This is a genomic window from Amycolatopsis sp. NPDC043889 (genome assembly GCF_056435645.1).
On the sequence record NZ_JBWKEC010000019.1, the window covers coordinates 25,880 to 44,371 of the forward strand.

The 18,492-nt window shown below is 68.6% G+C and carries 20 protein-coding genes; 13 read left to right on the forward strand and 7 right to left on the reverse strand.

What is annotated here, in order from left to right; translation table 11 throughout:
- Positions 1-19: 19 nt before the first annotated feature.
- Positions 20-697: a TetR/AcrR family transcriptional regulator gene (locus tag AC0685_RS28840; RefSeq protein ID WP_478228385.1), complete on the reverse strand. Its 678-nt coding sequence runs from the start codon at positions 695-697 to the stop codon at positions 20-22.
- A 122-nt stretch (positions 698-819) separates the two neighbouring features.
- On the opposite strand from AC0685_RS28840, the gene AC0685_RS28845 reads away from it, so the two are divergent.
- Positions 820-2,343: an MFS transporter gene (locus AC0685_RS28845; protein ID WP_478228386.1), complete on the forward strand. Its 1,524-nt coding sequence runs from the start codon at positions 820-822 to the stop codon at positions 2,341-2,343.
- 76 nt (positions 2,344-2,419) lie between these two features.
- Here AC0685_RS28845 and AC0685_RS28850 read toward each other — a convergent pair whose 3' ends face one another.
- From AC0685_RS28850 to corA, 3 genes are all read right to left on the reverse strand, one after another.
- The gene (locus AC0685_RS28850) at positions 2,420-3,259 is read right to left on the reverse strand and encodes a chromosome partitioning protein ParB (RefSeq protein WP_478228387.1); all 840 of its coding nucleotides are present in this window, start codon (positions 3,257-3,259) and stop codon (positions 2,420-2,422) included.
- Entirely contained in the window at positions 3,256-3,903 is a 648-nt protein-coding gene (locus AC0685_RS28855; protein WP_478228388.1) for a metallophosphoesterase family protein, read from the reverse strand. Before AC0685_RS28855 ends, AC0685_RS28850 begins: the two co-directional genes overlap by 4 nt.
- 177 nt (positions 3,904-4,080) lie before the next feature.
- Positions 4,081-5,169 (reverse strand): magnesium/cobalt transporter CorA, encoded by a 1,089-nt coding sequence (corA, locus tag AC0685_RS28860; protein ID WP_340684437.1) that lies wholly within the window; start codon positions 5,167-5,169, stop codon positions 4,081-4,083.
- 249 nt (positions 5,170-5,418) lie between these two features.
- Between corA and AC0685_RS28865 the strand changes: the two genes are divergently transcribed.
- The gene (locus tag AC0685_RS28865) at positions 5,419-5,997 is read left to right on the forward strand and encodes a MaoC family dehydratase (RefSeq protein ID WP_395882848.1); all 579 of its coding nucleotides are present in this window, start codon (positions 5,419-5,421) and stop codon (positions 5,995-5,997) included.
- 33 nt (positions 5,998-6,030) lie between these two features.
- The gene (locus tag AC0685_RS28870) at positions 6,031-7,134 is read left to right on the forward strand and encodes a DUF2332 domain-containing protein (protein WP_478228389.1); all 1,104 of its coding nucleotides are present in this window, start codon (positions 6,031-6,033) and stop codon (positions 7,132-7,134) included.
- A gap of 124 nt (positions 7,135-7,258) precedes the next feature.
- On the opposite strand, the gene AC0685_RS28875 is transcribed toward AC0685_RS28870, so the two are convergent.
- Positions 7,259-7,732 (reverse strand): NUDIX hydrolase, encoded by a 474-nt coding sequence (locus AC0685_RS28875; protein ID WP_478228390.1) that lies wholly within the window; start codon positions 7,730-7,732, stop codon positions 7,259-7,261.
- Between the two features lie 186 nt (positions 7,733-7,918).
- On the opposite strand from AC0685_RS28875, the gene AC0685_RS28880 reads away from it, so the two are divergent.
- The 7 genes from AC0685_RS28880 to AC0685_RS28910 all read left to right on the forward strand — a co-directional run bounded on the left by AC0685_RS28880 (position 7,919) and on the right by AC0685_RS28910 (position 12,471).
- The gene (locus AC0685_RS28880) at positions 7,919-8,080 is read left to right on the forward strand and encodes a hypothetical protein (RefSeq protein WP_005167589.1); all 162 of its coding nucleotides are present in this window, start codon (positions 7,919-7,921) and stop codon (positions 8,078-8,080) included.
- Positions 8,081-8,104: 24 nt separating this feature from the next.
- Positions 8,105-8,665: a PH domain-containing protein gene (locus AC0685_RS28885; RefSeq protein ID WP_034313292.1), complete on the forward strand. Its 561-nt coding sequence runs from the start codon at positions 8,105-8,107 to the stop codon at positions 8,663-8,665.
- 51 nt (positions 8,666-8,716) lie between these two features.
- Positions 8,717-9,580 (forward strand): PHP domain-containing protein, encoded by an 864-nt coding sequence (locus AC0685_RS28890; protein ID WP_219145857.1) that lies wholly within the window; start codon positions 8,717-8,719, stop codon positions 9,578-9,580.
- A complete protein-coding gene (locus AC0685_RS28895; protein WP_016331481.1) occupies positions 9,577-10,206 on the forward strand; it encodes a MarC family protein in 630 nt (209 codons plus the stop codon). The genes AC0685_RS28890 and AC0685_RS28895 overlap by 4 nt, the downstream gene beginning before the upstream one ends.
- A 197-nt stretch (positions 10,207-10,403) precedes the next feature.
- A complete protein-coding gene (locus AC0685_RS28900; protein ID WP_478228391.1) occupies positions 10,404-11,264 on the forward strand; it encodes a RecB family exonuclease in 861 nt (286 codons plus the stop codon).
- Between the two features lie 33 nt (positions 11,265-11,297).
- On the forward strand, positions 11,298-11,636 hold the full coding sequence (locus AC0685_RS28905; RefSeq protein ID WP_478228392.1) for a hypothetical protein: 339 nt from the start codon (positions 11,298-11,300) through the stop codon (positions 11,634-11,636).
- Positions 11,637-11,751: 115 nt separating this feature from the next.
- Positions 11,752-12,471, forward strand: a complete 720-nt coding sequence (locus tag AC0685_RS28910; protein ID WP_478228393.1) for a hypothetical protein — start codon at positions 11,752-11,754, stop codon at positions 12,469-12,471.
- Positions 12,472-12,511: 40 nt separating this feature from the next.
- Here the strand turns inward: AC0685_RS28910 and AC0685_RS28915 are convergent, their stop codons facing one another.
- Together AC0685_RS28915 and AC0685_RS28920 are read right to left on the reverse strand one after the other, a co-directional pair.
- Entirely contained in the window at positions 12,512-13,906 is a 1,395-nt protein-coding gene (locus tag AC0685_RS28915) for an Rv3212 family protein (protein WP_478228394.1), read from the reverse strand.
- A gap of 132 nt (positions 13,907-14,038) precedes the next feature.
- Positions 14,039-15,637 (reverse strand): DEAD/DEAH box helicase, encoded by a 1,599-nt coding sequence (locus AC0685_RS28920; RefSeq protein ID WP_478228467.1) that lies wholly within the window; start codon positions 15,635-15,637, stop codon positions 14,039-14,041.
- A 463-nt stretch (positions 15,638-16,100) separates the two neighbouring features.
- On the opposite strand from AC0685_RS28920, the gene AC0685_RS28925 reads away from it, so the two are divergent.
- The 3 genes from AC0685_RS28925 (at position 16,101) to AC0685_RS28935 (ending at position 18,440) form a co-directional block, all read left to right on the forward strand.
- Complete coding sequence (locus tag AC0685_RS28925) at positions 16,101-16,754, forward strand: ferritin-like fold-containing protein (RefSeq protein WP_034313407.1); 654 nt, start codon at positions 16,101-16,103, stop codon at positions 16,752-16,754.
- A gap of 60 nt (positions 16,755-16,814) precedes the next feature.
- Positions 16,815-17,045, forward strand: a complete 231-nt coding sequence (locus AC0685_RS28930; RefSeq protein ID WP_005167610.1) for a DUF3107 domain-containing protein — start codon at positions 16,815-16,817, stop codon at positions 17,043-17,045.
- 132 nt (positions 17,046-17,177) lie between these two features.
- Entirely contained in the window at positions 17,178-18,440 is a 1,263-nt protein-coding gene (locus tag AC0685_RS28935; RefSeq protein ID WP_478228395.1) for a heparan-alpha-glucosaminide N-acetyltransferase domain-containing protein, read from the forward strand.
- Positions 18,441-18,492 lie beyond the last annotated feature (52 nt).

Sequence of the window (18,492 nt, forward strand, 5' to 3'; positions counted from 1 at the left end):
AGAGGACCAAATGCGGGGGCTAGCGCAGCTTGGGCAGCCGGAACGAGCACATCGCCTCGTCCAGCGCCTCGACGTCCAGCGGCGGATGCGGCAACGCGGTGGCGCATCCAGGTTCGGCACGCAGGCCGTCCAGCAGCATCGCGAGGCACCGGCGCCACAGGTCCGGCTGGATACCGTGCGTGAACTCGATGACCGAGCCGAGCATCTGGTGCAGGAGCGGTATGTCCGTCGGCACGAAATCGGCGCGGAGGGCACCGGCCGCCTGAGCCCGTTCGACGAGCTGTGTGATCAACGGCACCATGCGGGATTTCGCCTCGGCGACGCGCTCCTGGCCGAAGACGTTCGACAACATGACTTCACGTAACCCGCGGTCACCGGCGTGCAGTTCGGCCGCGCGCCACGTGAAGCCTGCGAATCCCTCCCAGGGATCTTCGGCGCGAAGCGCTTCTTCGGCGAACTCGCGGATCGTCTCGAACTGGTCGACGAACATGGCTTCGACCAGGTGTTCTTTGCTCGGAAAGCGACGATAGACGGTGCCCACGCCGACGCCCGCGTGATGCGCGACGTCGTCGAGAGTCGCTTCGAGCCCGCGCTCGCCGAAGACGGTGTGTGCCGCCGCGATGATGCGCTGCCGATTGAGTTCAGCGTCGCGCCGCAGCGGCCGCGCCGGTGCGGCAGAAGCGAGTTCCCGAGCCATTCGTCCAGCTTAACAAACGAAGTAGAGGACACTTCTCCACTTCTTGTGTACCTTGGGCGCGGAAAGGGGAGATACCTACTCCACATAGCTTCTTCGTCACTATCGGTGAGGAAACCGCCCGTATGTCTGACTCATCCACCGCTGTCGCCACGCCGCCGGGGGACGCGGCCGCGCGGCACGCCAACCCGCACCACGCCAGGAGATGGCTGATCCTGGTGATGATCGGCCTCGCTCAGCTGATGGTCGTCCTCGACGCCACCGTCGTGAACATCGCGCTGCCGTCGGCGCAGCAGGACCTCGAGTTCTCGAACGACGCCCGCCAATGGGTCGTCACCGCCTATGCGCTCGCGTTCGGCAGCCTGCTCCTGCTGGGCGGGCGGCTCGCGGATCTCTTCGGCCGCAAACGCGCGTTCCTCGTCGGGCTCGCCGGTTTCGCCATCGTGTCCGCGATCGGCGGCGCCGCCACCAGTATCGAAATGCTGCTCGTCGCCCGTGCCGCGCAAGGTGTCTTCGGCGCGCTTCTCGCCCCGGCCGCCCTTTCGCTGCTGACCACGACCTTCACCGACCCGAAGGAACGCGGCAAGGCGTTCGGGGTCTTCGGCGCGATCGGCGGTGGCGGCGCGGCGATCGGCCTGCTGCTCGGCGGCGTGCTGACCGAGTACCTCGACTGGCGCTGGTCGATGTACGTCAACATCATCTTCGCGGTGATCGCGTTCGCCGGTTCGGCCGTGCTGCTGAAGAACTCCGAAACCGACGGCCCGCGCCCGAAGCTCGACATCCCGGGCACGATCACCGCGTCGGCCGGTCTCTTCGCGCTCGTCTACGGCTTCGCGAACGCCGAACGCGACTCGTGGTCCTCGATGTCGGTATGGGGTTTCCTCGCCGCCGGTGTCGTGCTGCTGACCGCGTTCGTCGTGATCCAGCAGCGTGCCGAACACCCGCTCCTGCCGCTGCGCGTGCTGCTCGACCGCGACCGAGGCGGCTCGTATCTCGCGATGTTCCTGCTCGCCATCGGGATGTTCTCGATCTTCCTGTTCCTCACCTTCTACATCCAGCTGAACCTCGGGTTCACGCCGGTGCAGAGCGGGGTCGCGTTCCTGCCGATGGTGGCCACCCTGATGGCGAGCGCGACATCGGCGACGGCCGTGCTGCTGCCGAAGTTCGGTGCGAAACCGTTGGTGTCACTGGGAATGCTGATCGCGGGGGCGGGGCTGTTCTGGCTCTCGGCCATCGACGTCACCAGCACGTACGCCGGCGGGGTGCTGTTCCCGCTGATGGTCATGGGTGTCGGCATCGGCCTCGCGATGGCGCCCGCGATGAGCGTCGCGACCTTCGGCGTCGACACGCACGACGCCGGTGTCGCGTCGGCGGCGGTCAACACCGCGCAGCAGGTCGGCGGCTCGATCGGGACCGCGCTGCTGAGCACGCTGGCCGGTAACGCGGCGACGTCGTTCACGGCCGGGAAGGTGCCTTCGGCGCAACTGGCGGCCGAAGCGGCAGTGCACAGCTACACGACCGCTTTCGTGTGGGGCGGGTGGATCTTCGTCATCGGTGCGGTGATCTGCGGGCTGCTGCTGCGGTCGGGTGCTCCGGCGAAGGCTCCCGAAGGTGCTTCGGAGGGTGCGCCGGTCGCCGTTCACATGTAGCTCTCGAACGCTATGAAAGGCCCCTTCATTGCAAATTTTGCAATGAAGGGGCCTTTCATAGCACGCGCGGAGCGCGTCAGCGGGACTGTGATCGCACGGCCTCGAAGACCTCGTCGTCCCACCGGTGCGTCCGGATCAGCCGGTACCGTTCGCAAGCCACCCACAGGTACGCCTCGGCGTCCGTCCGCGAGCCGATCAGATCCGCCTGCCGCAGCATCGCCACCACCGGCACGAACTCCTCGTCGAACCACCGCTGCGCCAGCGTCGCACGGTCCGAGTACGCCCCTTCGTCCTGCATCAGCCGGAAACCCCACGCCTCGACGTGCTCACCGAGCCGCGCGTAGTCCCACGGATCCGTGAACACCACAGAAGCCCGCGCGTGCCCCGAAAGCGGGACGCGTTCCAGGAACAGCCGCCGGTAGTCCTTCACGATCAGGTCGCCGCGGTACCGGATCCCGCTCGGGTCCAGTTTGGTCCGCACCTCGGTGACCATCGCCTCTATTGTGGACAGTCGCATCGCGTGCGCCACCGAAACGCGGTGGTGCCCGTCGATGATGAAATGCAGTTCGCCGACGCGGTACACCTCGATCGGCGGGATCGGCTCGCCGCGCCGGGTGGCGAGCGCCAGCCGTTCCCAGCGTTCGCGGACCCGCCCGGACGTCGGGCGGAAGCGGCGGTCGAAGTCGCGGCCGCGGTCGACGCTGCCGACGATCGAATCGAGCCGGATCACTCGCGCGCCGATCTTCCGTTCGCCGAGATAGCCGAGCGCGTCGACCACCTCGTGGAACGGCAGCATGATGTTGACGTCGTCGGGCTCGCGGCGCAGCCAGTTCGCCAGCCGTGACAACACCTGACGCCGTCGCGCGCGAAGGAAGTCGTGCTCCGCGTCCGCGCGGGGAAAGCCCGTGTCCTTCATGAGAACTCCATGATCCGGTGCCCGACGACGTTGCGGACCGTGGTCCCGCCGACCACCCGGTCCGGCACGGGTTCACCGTGCGGGTGGATATGCCCGTGCAGCAACCACTTCGGGCGCAGCAACTCGATCGTGCGATGGAGACAGTCGAACCCGCGGTGCGGCGGGTCCTCGCGGTCGCCGCAATGCCGCGGCGGCGCGTGCGTGAGCAGGACGTCGACGTCCCTTCCGTCCCGCCGGCGGCGGAACCGGGCCCGGCGCACCAGCCGCCGGGCACGCCGCGCCTGCTGGCGTTGTGTCCACTGGTTCGGGCCGTCGTTGTAGCGCACCGAGCCGCCGAGCCCGGCGAACCGGAGCCCGCCGACGTCGACGATGCGGCCGTCCGCGTTCACTCCGCCCGCCGGCCCTGGCCACACGGTGGGGAAACCGTCCTTCATGGACAGTCCGCCGTAGCGCGTGTAGCCGGACAGGTCGGGGTCGTGGTTGCCGGGGACGAACACGCACGGCACGTCGAGCGCGCTCGCCAGGAACTCGAGGTAGTCGTACGGCAGGTCGCCGGCGCCGATCACGAGGTCGGCCGGGTGGTTGCGGACGGCGGACGTCCACAACCGCTCTTCGACCTCGTCCGCGACGACCAGCGCTTTCACGCGCTTCAGCGTAATGCCGGACGCGCTACTTCGGGCCGTGCGCGAACGCGGGGTCCTTCGCGATGATCGCGATCACGATGCCGAGCCAGACGACGCAGAACGCCAGCGCCCAGAACTTGAGGTTGGTCAGGATCCTTGGCATGGGGAACTCCAGGTACTACCGAAAGCGGGAAGGGGTCAGAGCCAGCGGTTCTTCCTGAATATTCGGTAGAGCAGGATGCAGACGCCGAAGATGACCGTCATCGCCACCGGGTAGCCGAAACGCCAATGCAGTTCCGGCATGTAGTCGAAGTTCATCCCGTAGATGCCGGCCAGCGCCGTGGGGACCGCGATGATCGCCGCCCACGCGGTGATCTTGCGCATGTCGGTGTTCTGCTGGAGCGTGATCTTCGCCAGTGTCGCGTCGACCAGGGTGGTCAGCAGTTCGTCGAAGTTCGCGACCCGCTCCGCCACGGTCGTCAAGTGGTCGGAGACGTCACGGAAGTACGAGCGGACCTCGTCCGGGATCAGCCGCGTGTAGCCCTCGGCGAGGCGCTGCAGCGGGGTGCCCAGCGGCATGACCGCGCGGCGCAGCTCCAGCACTTCGCGCTTCATGAAGTAGATCTGCTCGGCGCTCACCTTGGACCGCGGCGCGAAGACGTGCGTCTCCATCTCGTCGATGTCCGCCTCGATGGCGGTGGTGACATCGAGGTAGTGGTCGACGACGTGGTCCGCGATCGCGTGCAGCACCGCGGACGGCCCGAGGTCGAGCCGCTCCGGGTCCTGGTCGAGTTCGCGGCGCAGCCTGGCGAGCCCCGAGTGATTCCCGTGCCGCACGGTGATCACGAAGTCGCGGCCGAGGAAGGCCATCAGCTCGCCGGTCTCGACGATCTCGTTCGCCGTCGCGGGCGACTCGTGCTCGACGTACCGGACGGTCTTCAGCACCATGAACAGCGTGTCGTCGTAGCGCTCCAGCTTGGGCCGCTGGTGTGCTTCCAGCGCGTCCTCGACGGCCAGCTCGTGCAGGCCGAAGGTGTCCGCGATGCCCTGGATCTGGACCGCGTCGGGCTCGTGCAGGCCGATCCAGACGAACCCGGCGTGCCGCTTGCGCACCTCTTTGATGGCCTCGGCGTGCGTCCAGCGGCCGGGCAGCCGCTTGCCCTCCACGTACACCGCGCAATCGACGACGTACGCCGAAAGGGGGACGGGCAGCGGGCGTTCGGGGACGCTCTTGGCGCGGCCGTTGCTCCGGCCGCGAAGGCCGCCGAGCGAGGGAATGGCAGGCATGGGATCTCCTGGGCAGACGTCGTGCGTTGATGCGCGAAGACGACGGGCCAAGCGGTCGGGGGGCCGCTCGGCTAGGCCAGCGTTCCCGGTTTCGTCAGCCCTGCCAGGTGGGGATCCGGCGAGACGTGAAGGCGGAAACGCTGCGACTACTAGGAAGCGGACTATCGCCACTGGACATCGGGTTCCTCACCTCCTTGGCTCGGCGGACGGTTACGCAGTGGTGTGGGTCGCGTTGACGACCCGACACCAATGGTCGAGGGTACTCCTCAACACGAAGGCCTGTCGTTCCAGGCTCACGCCGCGTTACTCGTGCAGGAGGAATGGGTGCAGTTCGGTCGCTATTACGAAGAGTTCGAGGTCGGTGCGGTCTACAAGCACTGGCCGGGCAAAACGGTCACCGAGTACGACGACCACCTGTTCTGCCTCATCACCATGAACCACCATCCGCTGCACCTCGACTCGCATTACGCCGAGGAGACCACCGACTTCGGCAAGAACGTCGTGGTCGGCAACTACATCTACTCGCTGCTGCTGGGGATGTCGGTGCCGGACGTGTCCGGCAAGGCGATCGCGAACCTCGAGGTCGAATCGCTGAAGCACGTGAAGCCGACCTTCCACGGTGACACCATCTACGGCGAGACCGAGGTGCTGGACAAGACGCCGTCGAAGTCGAAGGACGACCGCGGTGTCGTCTACGTCGAGACCCGCGGCTACAAGCAGGACGGCACGATCGTGTGTGTCTTCCGTCGCAAGGTGATGGTGCCGAAGCGGTCTTACGGAGACACCAGGGGCGGTGAACAGCCCGGCCGTCCTGTCCCGCACGAATAATGGGTGTCACGAACGGGAAGAGGGAGCGCGTCGATGCCCATCGGGCTGGATGAGATCAAGAGCCGTCTGCGGAAGTTCGCGACGGTCGAGGCGGCCGGTGTTTCGCCGCTGTACGAGCACCTGGCGGCGAAGGCGTCCGAGGACGACGACGTCGCCGGTCTCCTGACCGACGCCCGCGGCGGTGAAGCGCGCGGAACGCTCCTCATGGCGACGGCGCACCGGCTCATCCAGGCCGACCCCATCCACCCGCTCTCGCGGTACTACCCGTCCGTCGGCGGTTTCGACGGCGTGGACTCGGAGACGTGGCCGCTGTTCCGCTCGTTCCTGCTGGAACGAGCGGACAAGGCCCGGGCGATCATCTCCTCGCGGTACACGCAGACCAACGAGGTCCGCCGTGCCGCGCTGCTCTACCCCGCGATGACGACGGCCGCGAAGGAGGCGGGCGGCAAGATCGCGCTGCTCGAAGTCGGCTGCAGCGCGGGCCTGCTGCTCGGCCTGGACAAATACGCCTACCGCTACCAGTGCGACGGCGGCGAACAGCTCACCGCCGGGCCCGCGAAGACCGCGGTCGGCCTGCACTGCGCGCTGGACCTCGCGCCCGGCGCCGTCACGCCGAAGGTGCCGAAGAAGCTGACGATCACCGCCCGCGCCGGCCTCGACCGCGCGCCGGTGGACCTGGCCGACGAGGACGAACTGGCCTGGCTCGAAGCCTGCGTCTGGGCCGACCAGCCGGACCGGATCCGGCTCCTGCGCACGGCCGCGGCGGCGCAGGGCAAGCAACGGCCGGAGCTGATCGCGGGCGACGCCGTCGACGACCTCGCCTCGGCGGCCGCCACCCTGCCAGCCGACGCTCCGCTCGTCGTGTTGACCAGTCACGTGCTGGCGTACCTGGGGGAGCGGCGGGCGGACTTCCTCGAGGCGCTCCGGAAACTCGCCGCGGACCGGCCGTTGTGGTGGGTCAGCGAGGAGTTCTACGCCGCCGCGCTGGAGCCTTTGGTGCCCGGCCGGGCCGATCTCGCCGAACCCGTGGACCAGGCCGTGCTCGGGCTCGTCCGCTGGGACGCCGGTGTCCCGGACGTACGGGCGCTGGCCCGGACGGCGCCGCACGGACAGCGGATGACCTGGTTGCCGGTCTAGCCGGCTGTTCTCTGGCGGCTGCGGTGGCGTGGTGGGTCCGGGTGGTCGTGAGTGGCGATTCGGGTTCTAACCCGAATCGCCACTCACGACCACGGTGTCGGCAATGTGTCGGGACGGCTAATTTTCACTTCTTGCGCTGCTTTGTCCCCGCGTCTTTTGCCGAATTGGGCAAAACGGGTGTCAAGACGGTGGTCGGCAGCACTCCCCAATCGCGGAGAGTGACGAACAGGAGTTCGGCCAAGTGGCCGCCTTCGTCGAGTTCGATCAAGGTTCCGGCGTCGATCCACCGGGCGTCGGTGGCGTCGTCCCCGGCACGGAGAGTGCCGCCGGTGACCGCGCAGGCGTAATCGTGGATGTCATACGGGCCGCGGCGGACAATGCCGACGAGTGTGCCCGGCATCACGTCGAGCCCGGTCTCTTCGCGCATCTCCCGGACGACGGCCGCTTCGTCCGTTTCGCCTGGTTCGACCCGCCCGCCGGGGACCGACCAGAGTCCACGTCCGGGTTCATTCGCGCGCCGGATCAGCAGAATCCGCCCCAGCTCGTCGTGGACGATGCCGCCTACGCAGCGGACGGTGCTGTCCGAAACGGTGTTCATTCCCGAATGGTAGACGCGGGCTTCCTGACAATGGCTGTCCTGTACACGGAGAGTAGCCATACGGTACACTTCCCCTCGCCGGCTGACCCAAGCGCGGGACTTCCCTCCCGCGCCGGTGGAAGGTGCGGTACAAAATGAATGGTCAGTATCCGCAGTCAGTCACCGTAAGAGACAGGATTGATCGCTGTGAACGCGAAAAAGCTCCTCACTTTCGCAGGAATCGCGTTGGTGCTGTTCTTCGTGATCGCGCAGCCAGGTCAGGCCGCGGGCCTCGTGGGAAACATCATCGGCTTCCTGCGTGACTCGGCCGAATCGGTGATCACCTTCGTCAGCAACGTCTTCAGCTAGCGAGGGAGCGGATACTCTAGCGGTATGTTCGCCCCACGCGATCCAGACGAGTATCTCCTCGACACCGAGCGGCGGGTCATCAGGATCCGCCGGCACTGGGCTGTGCTGTTGTGGGAAACCTTCGAGACGGCCGCGTTGCTGGCCGTCTGCGTCCTGGTCTCCTACCTGTTGCCGCCCGCCGCGTGGGTCATCCAGAACATCCTCTGGTATGCCGCGTTGCTCATCATCCTGCGCTTCGCGTACGTGGTGATGGAGTGGTGGGTCGAGCGCCTGGTGGTCACGGACAAGCGGTTCGTGATGACCACGGGTGTCTTCACCACGAAAGTGCTGATGATGCCGATCACCAAGGTCACCGACCTCACCTACGAGCGTTCGGCGTGGGGCCGGATGATGGGGTACGGGACCATGGTGGTCGAGTCCGCCGGTCAGATCCAGGCGCTGAACCGCATCGACTACCTGCCGAAGCCGGAAGAGTTCTACGACACGATTTCCGAGCTCGTCTTCGGCGACAAGCAAAAGCAGGCCGAGCGCTTTTCGATGATCAAGGCGCAGCGTGCGGCGCGCGGCAAGAAGAAGGTCGGTTAGCGCAGGTCCCGGAGTCGCTGTGACCTGGAGCATCGTCGATACTGAGCGGCGATGCGCATCGACCTGCACGCCCACTCCACCGCCTCCGACGGCACCGACAGCCCTGCCGGGCTGGTCGCCGCCGCCGCGAAGGCGGGCCTCGACGTAGTCGCGATCACTGATCACGACACCACGGCCGGCTGGGCCCCGGCCGCCGAGGCACTTCCGCCGGGACTCACCCTGGTCCCCGGCGCCGAGCTGTCCACGATCTCCGTCGATCCGGTGACCGGGCGGCACATCAGCGTCCACCTGCTCGCGTACCTCTTCGACCCGGCGTCGCCGTCGATCGTCGCCGAACAGACCCGGCTCCGGTCGGAGCGGCGGTGGCGGCTGCGCGTGATGGCGGAGCGGATGGCCGCCGACGGTCTCCCCGTCGATCCCGACGAGGTCATGTCGCTGCTGCCGGAGGACGGTTCGGCCGGGCGGCCGCATCTCGCGCAGGCCCTGGTGCGGGCAGGCGTCGTCTCGTCGGTGAACGAGGCCTTCGGGAGCTATCTCGGCAACGGCAGCGGGTACTTCGTGGCGCGGCAGGACACGCTCGTGGAGGACGCGATCGACATGATCGCGGAGGCGGGCGGCGTCACCGTCATCGCGCACCCCTTCGCCTACACGCGCGGCGCGACCATCACCGTCGACGTGCTCGCCGGGCTGGCCGGGCACGGGCTCACCGGTGTCGAGGTCGATCACCCGAACCACGACGAGGAGACCCGCGTCCAGCTGCACGGGCTGGCGGGGGAGCTGGGGCTCGTGCGCACCGGTTCGAGCGACTACCACGGCACGAACAAGACCATCGATCTCGGCGACGAGACCACCGACCCGCTCGCGCTCGAAGAACTCGTCGCGCGGTCGACCGGCTACCAGGTCGTGACGCGGTGACGATCACGGACTTCTTCGACGCGCGCCTGTTCATGAGCGCGACGATCACGCTGATCGTCATCATGGACCCGCCCGGCACGGTGCCGGTGTTCCTGAGCCTGACCGGCCGCAAATCGGTGGCGTTCCGCGCCAAGGCCGCGCGGCAGGCGGTACTGGTCTCCTTGCTGGTGATCTCGCTGTTCGCCGTCGCGGGACAAGCGATCCTGTCGTACCTCGGCATCGGGATCCCGGCGCTGCAGGGCGCGGGCGGGCTGTTGCTGCTGCTCATCGCGCTGCAGCTGCTGACCGGCAAGACCGGCGGCGAGGCCGAGGCGGCGGGCGACGACGTCAACGTCGCCCTCGTGCCGCTCGGGACACCGCTGCTCGCCGGCCCGGGCGCGATCGCCGCGACCATCGTCTTCGTCCGGCAGGCCGATGGGCACGTCGGCGCGTACGTGGCTCTCGCGCTTTCGATCGTGACGGTGCACTTCGTGCTGTACCTGTGCATGCGGTACTCGGGTGTGGTCATCCGGCTGATCAAGGAAAGCGGGATCACGCTGCTGGCGAAGATCGCCGGTCTCCTGCTGGCGGCGATCGCGGTCGAGCTGGTGGCGAACTCCGTGAAGGGCTTCATCTCGGGTACGTGACGTTCCGCGGGCGGTAGCAAAGGTCCCTTGCTCCCGCGCTCGGAGTCGTGAAGGCCTCCTTGCCTACCCTGAAGGTAGTGAAGGCCCCCTTCACGGACCGCGGCCGCCGGTGATAGCAAAGGTCCCTTGCTCCCTTCCTGGGGATCCCCTCGAAAAGTGTCGGTGGGGGTGCGTAGCGTTGCGCGCGGGGTGATCCGATGGAGCAGATTGGTTTCGACTTCGGCGTCGAGGCGCCGCGCAAGCTGACGAAGGTCTCGCCCGCGCGCCTCGCGACGTTCGAAGATTGCCCGCGCCGCTACCGCATGGCGTATCTCGACCGTCCGTCCCCGGCACGCACCGGCGCGTGGGCGCACAGCACGCTGGGTGCGGTGGTGCACAACGCTTTGCGGGCGTTGTTCGACCTGCCGGTGATCAAGCGCGTGCCGCAGCGGGCGATGGCGCTCGTCGCCGAACACTGGAAGGACGCCGGGTTCGAAGACGCCGACCAGGCCGCCCGGTACCGCGCCAGGGCCAAGGCCTGGGTCGCGGAGTACGTCGAGCACAACGACGTCAGCGTCGATCCCGTCGGGCTGGAGCGCTGGGTTTCGGCGCCGGTCACGCTGGAGCCGGGCAGCGGGCCCAGCCTCATCATCGAGGGCCGCGCCGACCGGATCGACCAGCGCGGCCGCGAATTGGTGATCATCGACTACAAGACCGGCCGCCGCGAGCCGGACGAGTACGAGGCGCGTTCGTCGCAGGCCTTGGCGCTGTACGCGGTCGCGGCCGCCAGGACGCTGCGGACGCCGTGCTACCAGGTCGAGCTGCACCACGTGCCCACCGGGACCATCGCGGCCGCCGAGCACACCGAAGAGAGCCTGAAACGGCATCTCCAACGCGCCGACGAGACCGCCGGGGACCTGCGGCTGGCAGCGGATACCCTGGACGCCGGCGGCGACGAGGACGTGTTGTTCCCGGCGCGCCCTGGCCGTCGTTGCTCATGGTGCGACTTCCGGCCCAGTTGCGCGGCAGGCCAGGAGGCCGGGCCCGCGGCTCAGCCGTGGGAGTTGCTGGCGCCCTAGATTCTCGAACCCGACGATTGGACAGGCGAGGACGTGTCGTCACCGGACACCGAAGAGCTCGCGACCACCCCGCCGCCCGCGGACGAGCCCACGACGCCCGGAGGCGGCCGGTTCTGGCGCGGGCTGACCGGAGCGCTCGCGGCCGGGATGGCCGTGCTGGCGGTGTGCGTCGTCGCGATCGCCTCGCTCTGCCTGTTCACCGGCGCGCCGGGGCCGGGGCTCCTGATGCTGATCGGCCACCCGGTCGCGACGGTCGTCTCCTTGCTGGCACAACGGGTCGCGGACTCGCGTAATGGCCGCGCCGCGGGCTGCGCCGGTCTCGTGGTCGTGGTGAGCGTGACGGCCGCGCTCAGCCTGTTCTGGTGGAGCTGACACGGCAGGAAAGTGCCATTGCCCGAAAAAGCGTCCCGTCCCTGCGAAACTATGGCTCACTGGGCATGTCGTAGATGAACACGCTGTCCCGCAGCGAGGACGAAGGGCACTGTTGATGACCTACCCACCCCAGCCAGGACAGCCCGACCACGGCCAGGGCGGGCAGCAGTACCCGGGGCAGCCCGACCAGGGCGGGCAGCAGTACCCAGGACAGCAGCAATACCCAGGGCAACAGCAATACCCAGGGCAACAGCAATACCCGGGACAGCAGCAGTACCCGCAGGGCGGTTACGACCAGAGCGGCGCGTACCCGCAGCAGCAGTACCCCGGCTACGGCCAGCAGCAGTACGGCCAGAACCAGCAGTACCCCCAGGGCTTCGGCGGGCCGCCCGCGCCCCCGAAGAACAACAAGACCGGCCTGATCGTGGGCATCGCCGCCGCTGCCGTGGTGGTGGTCACGCTGGGTATCACCGGGTTCGTCGCTCCCGGGTTCTTCCTCAGCGACGACAAGGCCGAAAAGGCGGCAGGCCCGGAAGGGACCGCGCAGGCGATCATCGACGGCATCAACGCCCACGACAGGGCGGCGTTGACGGCGCTCAAGTGCGGGAACGCCGAAAAGGACATCGACCAGATCATCGATCGGGTCAGCGAAGCGTCGGACGCTTCGCTCGGCGCGGTCACGAAGGTCTCCGAGACCAAGTACACGGTCGCCGTCACGCTGAGCGTCGCGGGGCGGCCGGGCACCGCCACCGGCACGCTCGCCAGCGAAGGCGGCAAGTGGTGCTGGAAGGAAGTCAGCAGGCTGCGTACTTCCAGGACTTCGACGACGCGATGACGGCCGGCGGGAGCAGGGGACCTTTGCTACCGCCTGCCGGTCACTTGAGGGCGACGAGGGTGGGGCCGCGTTGCTCCAGCAGCACCGGCCCGACCGAGGAAAGCAGCACCGGGCCGGTGTAGCCGCGCCTGTCGACGCCGACGGTGCGGATCGTGGCGCCGGTCGTCTCGTCGAGCACGGCGAGCCCGCCCTGGATCGGCACGACCAGCTGCTCCCCGAAGGTCACCCCGGGGCCGGTGGAGTTGTTCAGCGTCCAGCGCGGCGTGAGGTCGTCCCGTGAGAACGCCATGGTCTTCGAGCCGGTGAACCAGTAGACGCCTTCCGCGGTCCACGAGGTCGTCATGACGCCACCCACCGGATCCTGTGCGATGTCCGCGTCGGGCACGTCGAGTGGGTACGCCGACTTCTGCAGGCCGTCGCCGCCGTAGATGACGAGCAGTTTCTGCTCGGGCAGCACGATCAGCGCGAGATCGCCGGACATCGCTATGACCTTCGCGTTCCTGCCCGCGAGCACGGTGCTGTAGTCGACCTTCGGGTCGTCGGCTTCGTCGTTGGTCGCGCGGTAGACGGTGAAGCGGTCGGCCGGGTCGCCGGGGCAGCGCTCGATCACACCGATCTTGCCCGCCGCGGCGGCCACCGTGCCGTAGGTGCAGCCGGTCCTCGGCTGCTTGTCCGGGTTCACGATGGCGGGGACCTGGCCGTACTCCATGCTCTTGACCAGGTCGTCGCGCCAGGTGTTCAGCAATCTCTTGCCGGTCGTGGTGACGTGCGATCCGTCGACGACCAGCCTGGTCCCGAGTTCGGCGTCCCCGTTGCGCTGCGCCGTGCGGCGCCCGGTGCCCGCGTCGAGCTGGGTGACCTCGCTGCAGCCGGTGTCCTTGCGGTACACCGCGTCCACCTTGATCCCGGCGAGCGCGACGGTGCACAGTTCGAGGTCGCGCGAGTAGCGCCACCGGACATCGCCGGTATACGGGTCCCGGCCGAGTACCTCGCCCTTGTCCGCTGTGACGACGCTGTTGGCTTCGCCGATCGGGACGGGTGTCGAGGAACTCGGTGCCTGCCACAGTTCGCTGAGGGAGCCGGGAACCTGCGCCGGCGCGGGCGGGAGCCCCGGCGGCAGGGTGGCGGCGACCTGCGCGACCGTCGCCGCGTTGTCGCTGGTCACGCCGACGACCACGCCGGTGATCGCGACGACCACGACGATCGCCGCGGCGATCACGCGATCCCGCGTGCGGTTCCACGGCGAGCGCCGGGCGCGTTTCCCGCCCAGCGGCGGCTCGTCGGCCACCGGGTGGGCGGGATCGGCGTCCAGCACGTCTTCCGTGCCGATCGCGTTTTCGGCCGTCTCCGGCTCACCGCCGTCCGGCCTGCCGTGATCGGCGGACACGGGCCGCACCGGTTCGTCGTCCGGCGCGGCGTCCCAGCGTTCGCTCACGTGCCCCTAGCTCCCCACGTCGCGGTCTGCGTTCTTACCGTGAACCCGCGCGGGGCCGTTCGGCCGGGGCGGGTTCACACTTGTGGCTGGTGCCACAGTAAGGCTTCAGCTCCGCCAGCCGGGCTGAAGCTCTCAGTCTGCCGACGCAGGTGTATCAGAAGTCGCCGAGGGACGGCGACGGCGGCGTCGGCGAGCCGGACGCTCGGCGCTGTCGCCTGCCTCCTTCTCGACCGCCGGACCGCTGACCTCCGGGCTCGGCTTCGCGGCACCGCGGCTACGGCGACGGGTCCGCGTGCGGCCCTCCGAAGCGGCTTCGCTCTGGCCTTCGGCGCTGTCCGCGGAAGCACTCGCGGCGGCGTCGGCGGCCTCGATCTTGGCGGCCGCGTTCGCCCCGCCACGGGTCCGCTTGCGCGGCGTGCGGTTGCGTTTGCGAGGCGCTTCTTCGTCCTTCGCCGGACCCTGGCCACGGCCGCGGCGCTTGCCGCCCAGGTCCTCTTCGACCTCGGCCGAAAGGCCGGCGCGGGTGCGCTTCGACAGCGGCAGGCGCCCGGTGGTGCCCTCCGGGATGCCGAGGTCGCTGAACAGGTGCTTCGACGACGAGTACGTCTCGACCGGCTCGGGCATGTCGAGGCCCAGGGTGTCGGAGATCAGCTTCCAGCGCGGCTCCTCGTCCCAGTCGACGAGGGTGATCGCGACACCGGTGCGCCCGGCGCGGCCGGTGCGGCCGATGCGGTGGACGTAGGTCTTCTCGTCCTCCGGCGTCTGGTAGTTGATCACGTGCGTGACGTCGTCGATGTCGATACCGCGGGCGGCGACATCGGTGGCGACCAGCACGTCGACCTTGCCGGAGCGGAACGCGCGCAGCGCCTGCTCGCGGGCGCCCTGGCCGAGGTCACCGTGCACGGCGGCGGCCGCGAAGCCGCGCTCGACGAGCTCGTCGGCGACCTTCTGCGCGGTGCGCTTGGTGCGGGTGAAGATCATCGTCAGGCCACGGCCTCCGGCCTGCAGCGCGCGGGCGATCAGCTCGGGCTTGTCCATCGAGTGCGCCCGGTAGACGAACTGGGTGGTGCGCTCGTGGATGGCGCCTGCGTCGTTCTCCTCGGCGCGGATATGCGTCGGCTGCGTGAGGAACGTGCGGGCCAGCGTGATGATCGGGCCCGGCATGGTCGCCGAGAACAGCATCGTCTGGCGCTTTTCGGGGACCATCCGCAGGATGCGCTCGATGTCGGGCAGGAAGCCCAGGTCGAGCATTTCGTCGGCCTCGTCCAGCACCAGGCCGCGGATCTTGCCGAGCACCAGGTGCTGCTGCTCGGCCAGGTCCAGCAGGCGGCCGGGCGTGCCGATGACGACGTCGACGCCCTTGCGGAGGGCCTCGATCTGCGGCTCGTAGGGGCGGCCGCCGTAGATGGCCAGCGTGCGGATGCCGAGGTGCTTGCCCGCGCCCTTGAGGTCGTTCGCGACCTGGATGCACAGCTCACGGGTCGGCACGACGACCAGCACCTGCGGGGTGCCGTCGCCGGGGACCTCGACGCGGTGCAGCAGCGGGACACCGAAGCCCAGCGTCTTGCCCATGCCCGTACGGGCCTGGCCGATGAGGTCGTCGCCCGCCATGGCCAGCGGCAGCGTCAGGGCCTGGATGGCGAAGGTGCGCTCGATCCCGGCCTCGCTGAGGGCCTTCACGATCTCCGGCTTGACGCCGAAGGAGGCGAAGGTGGGGGATTCGGCCTCCACCGGCGCGCCCGCCTGCAGCGGGTGCGACGTGTCCAACGTCGCCGGGCCTGTCTCGCTGTGCTCCAGCGCGACGGCCTCCGGGACGCCGGTGGTGGTGTGCTCTTCGGTTGTGGTTTCGTTCGTGGTCAGGGTGCTCGCCTCTCTCGTGACCAGCGCGCACTGCCCTGGTCACCGATCGACACTCGACCACGAAAATTCGCTCGGGCTCCGCGCTACTGGCGCTGGAGCGGCCCTTCGTGGGAATGCCGCAGGATGGCGTGCACGCACATCGTTCTTGTGCTGACCGGGGCCACACCGGCTGTCCTTCAGCCGCAGCGGCGCCCCGATCCGGGACGGAAGATCCGTCGTATCCGGCGGCCAGTTTACCTGATCTGCGGTTTTTCGATACCCCCCGGCGCGCCGGGCGGGGTGGGATCGGTCTCTTCACCGCCCCGGAGGTGTGTTCGGCGATACCCTTTCCGCCGTGACGGAGGCAAAGCAGATCAGTGAGGGCGTAGTCGATTTGCTCGGCGTACTCGCCTATGGGGAATTGTCCGCATTCGATCGCATGGCCGAGGACGCGCGCACCGCGCCGACGCTGTCGGGCCGGGCCGCGCTGGCGTCCATGGCGGCCGCCGAGATCGGGCACTACGACCTGCTCACCAAGCATCTCGCGGGGCACGGCGTCGCGATCGAGGACGCGATGCGGCCGTTCGTCGGGCACATCGACGCCTGGCACGCCTCCACGGCGCCGCGTTCGTGGCTCGAGTCCCTGGTGAAGGCCTACGTCGGCGACGGGCTCGCGGCGGATCTCTACCGCGAGATGGCCAGCTGGCTCGATCCCGAGACCAAGGATCTGGTGCTCACCGTGCTCGCCGACACGGGGCATTCCGCGTTCGCCGAGCGCGAAGTCGCGGCCGGTATCGAGGCCGACCCGAAGGCGCGGGACAAGCTCGCGCTGTGGGGCCGCCGCCTGCTGGGCGAGGCGTTGACGCAGGCCCAGTACGTCGTCGCCGAGCGGGATGGGCTCGCCGAGCTGATCGTCGAGGGCTCCGGCGACCTTTCGGGAATCGCCGCGCTGTTCCGCCGGTTGCAGCAGGGGCACACCAAACGCATGCAGGTGCTGGGGCTCGGCTGACGTCTCTTCGGCTAGCCTTGGCGCACCAGTAATTTCCGAACTTTCAAGCGGAGGTCCCACGTGGAGGTCAAGATCGGCATCAAGGACACGCCGCGGGAGCTCGTGGTGTCCAGCAGCCAGTCGCCCGACGAGGTCGAGGAACTGGTCGCGAACGCCTTGAGGGCCGGCGACGGGATCTTCCGCCTCGACGACGAAAAGGGCCGTAAGTACATCGTGCCCACCGACCGGATCGCCTACGTCGAGATCGCGCCGTCGGATGTTCGCAAGGTCGGCTTCGCTGTGGGTGGCTAACCCGATCGGGTTGTAGTCGGATGTCACAGTGGCGTCACCGCCGCGTCTCAGCCAGCTCTCAGATTTGATCGTCACGCTAAGGCGGGGACGGCAGGGGGCTAGCCGAGAAATGAGGTGGACGGCGTCACTGTGATGGACCCCGCGTTGGTCGACGGCGTGCGCACTGTTCCCGAGCAAGGCAAACGGGTCGCGGGGCGGCTGACCGGTATAGACGTCGCCCGTGGCCTGGCCGTACTCGGCATGTACGCGGTGCATGTCGGCCCTGATCCCGCCAAAGGCGGCTTCGGGGTGCTGTTCAAACCGTTCGAAGGCCATTCCGCGGCGTTGTTCGCGGTGCTGGCCGGGGTCTCGATCGCGCTGATGTCCGGCGGACGCCGTCCCAAACAGGGCCGCGACCGGACCCGCGTCGCACTCAAACTGGCGACCCGCGCCCCGCTCTTGGTGGCGCTGGGGCTGTGGCTGACCAGCCTCGAGACCGGCTACATGGTGATCCTGGCCTACTACGGGGCCTGTTTCCTCTTCGCGATCCCGTGGCTGCGCGCGGGCGCGAAGGCGCTGGCGATCGCGGCGGTCGTCGTCGCCGTGGCGGGCCCGCTGCTCTCGCATCTGATCAGGGCGCAACTGCTGCCCCGCGACCTGCTCTTCTTCGCGCCGGACCTGACCGCGGACGAGGTCACGTCGACCGGACTGCTGAAGGCCGCGACCGTCCTCGTCCTGACCGGGACGTTCCCCGCGTTGACGCTGATGGCGTACGTGTTCGCCGGGATGGCGATCGGGCGGATGGACTTGACCTCGCGCAGCGTGTGCCGGCGGCTGTTCTTCGGCGGATCGGCGCTCGCGGTGGGCGGGTACGTCGTGTCCTGGATCGCGACCGGGCCGCTCGGCGGCATGCAGGCCGTCTACCGCTCGCTGGAACCGGCCGCCGCGCAGATGGGGATGACGCCGCCGGAATTCCTCCGGCTCCACCAGACCTGGATCCACGGCACGCCGCCGACCACCAGCTGGGCCTGGGAACTACTGCCGACGGGGACCTCGTACACGCCGTTCGACCTGCTGATCTCGATCGGGATCGCGGCGGCGGTGATCGGCGGCTGCCAGCTGCTGATGCCGAAGTTCGAACGCGTGCTGCGGCCGCTTTCGGATCTGGGCGGGCGGGTGCTCAGCGCGTACGTGCTGCATTTCGTGGCGATCGCGCTGCTGTGGGACGAGAGCGACGGCGACTCGATCTTCAGCGTGCTGCACTTCGTCGAGTTCTCGGTGGTCGCCCTGACCGCGGCGGTGCTGTGGCGGAAGTTCGTCGGGCGCGGGCCGCTGGAATGGGCGATGAACAAGCTGTCGAGCTGGCCGAAGTACGTGGTGCCGCGTACTCGGGTGCCCGCTCAACGGCAGGGCTGAGTTCTGCGGCTCGTGAGTGGTAAGGACGGTTCTAACCGTCCTTACCACTCAC

Excerpts from the sequence above, each read along its gene's own strand:
- AC0685_RS28870 (WP_478228389.1), top strand. The coding sequence starts at position 6,031 with ATGCCCATCGGGCTGGATGAGATCAAGAGCCGTCTGCGGAAGTTCGCG.
- AC0685_RS28850 (WP_478228387.1), bottom strand. The coding sequence starts at position 3,259 with ATGAAGGACACGGGCTTTCCCCGCGCGGACGCGGAGCACGACTTCCTT.
- AC0685_RS28845 (WP_478228386.1), top strand. The coding sequence starts at position 820 with ATGTCTGACTCATCCACCGCTGTCGCCACGCCGCCGGGGGACGCGGCC.
- AC0685_RS28865 (WP_395882848.1), top strand. The coding sequence starts at position 5,419 with ATGGTCGAGGGTACTCCTCAACACGAAGGCCTGTCGTTCCAGGCTCAC.
- corA (WP_340684437.1), bottom strand. The coding sequence starts at position 5,169 with ATGCCTGCCATTCCCTCGCTCGGCGGCCTTCGCGGCCGGAGCAACGGC.
- AC0685_RS28875 (WP_478228390.1), bottom strand. The coding sequence starts at position 7,732 with ATGAACACCGTTTCGGACAGCACCGTCCGCTGCGTAGGCGGCATCGTC.
- AC0685_RS28890 (WP_219145857.1), top strand. The coding sequence starts at position 8,717 with ATGCGCATCGACCTGCACGCCCACTCCACCGCCTCCGACGGCACCGAC.
- AC0685_RS28840 (WP_478228385.1), bottom strand. The coding sequence starts at position 697 with ATGGCTCGGGAACTCGCTTCTGCCGCACCGGCGCGGCCGCTGCGGCGC.
- AC0685_RS28885 (WP_034313292.1), top strand. The coding sequence starts at position 8,105 with ATGTTCGCCCCACGCGATCCAGACGAGTATCTCCTCGACACCGAGCGG.
- AC0685_RS28935 (WP_478228395.1), top strand. The coding sequence starts at position 17,178 with ATGGACCCCGCGTTGGTCGACGGCGTGCGCACTGTTCCCGAGCAAGGC.
- AC0685_RS28900 (WP_478228391.1), top strand. The coding sequence starts at position 10,404 with ATGGAGCAGATTGGTTTCGACTTCGGCGTCGAGGCGCCGCGCAAGCTG.
- AC0685_RS28910 (WP_478228393.1), top strand. The coding sequence starts at position 11,752 with ATGACCTACCCACCCCAGCCAGGACAGCCCGACCACGGCCAGGGCGGG.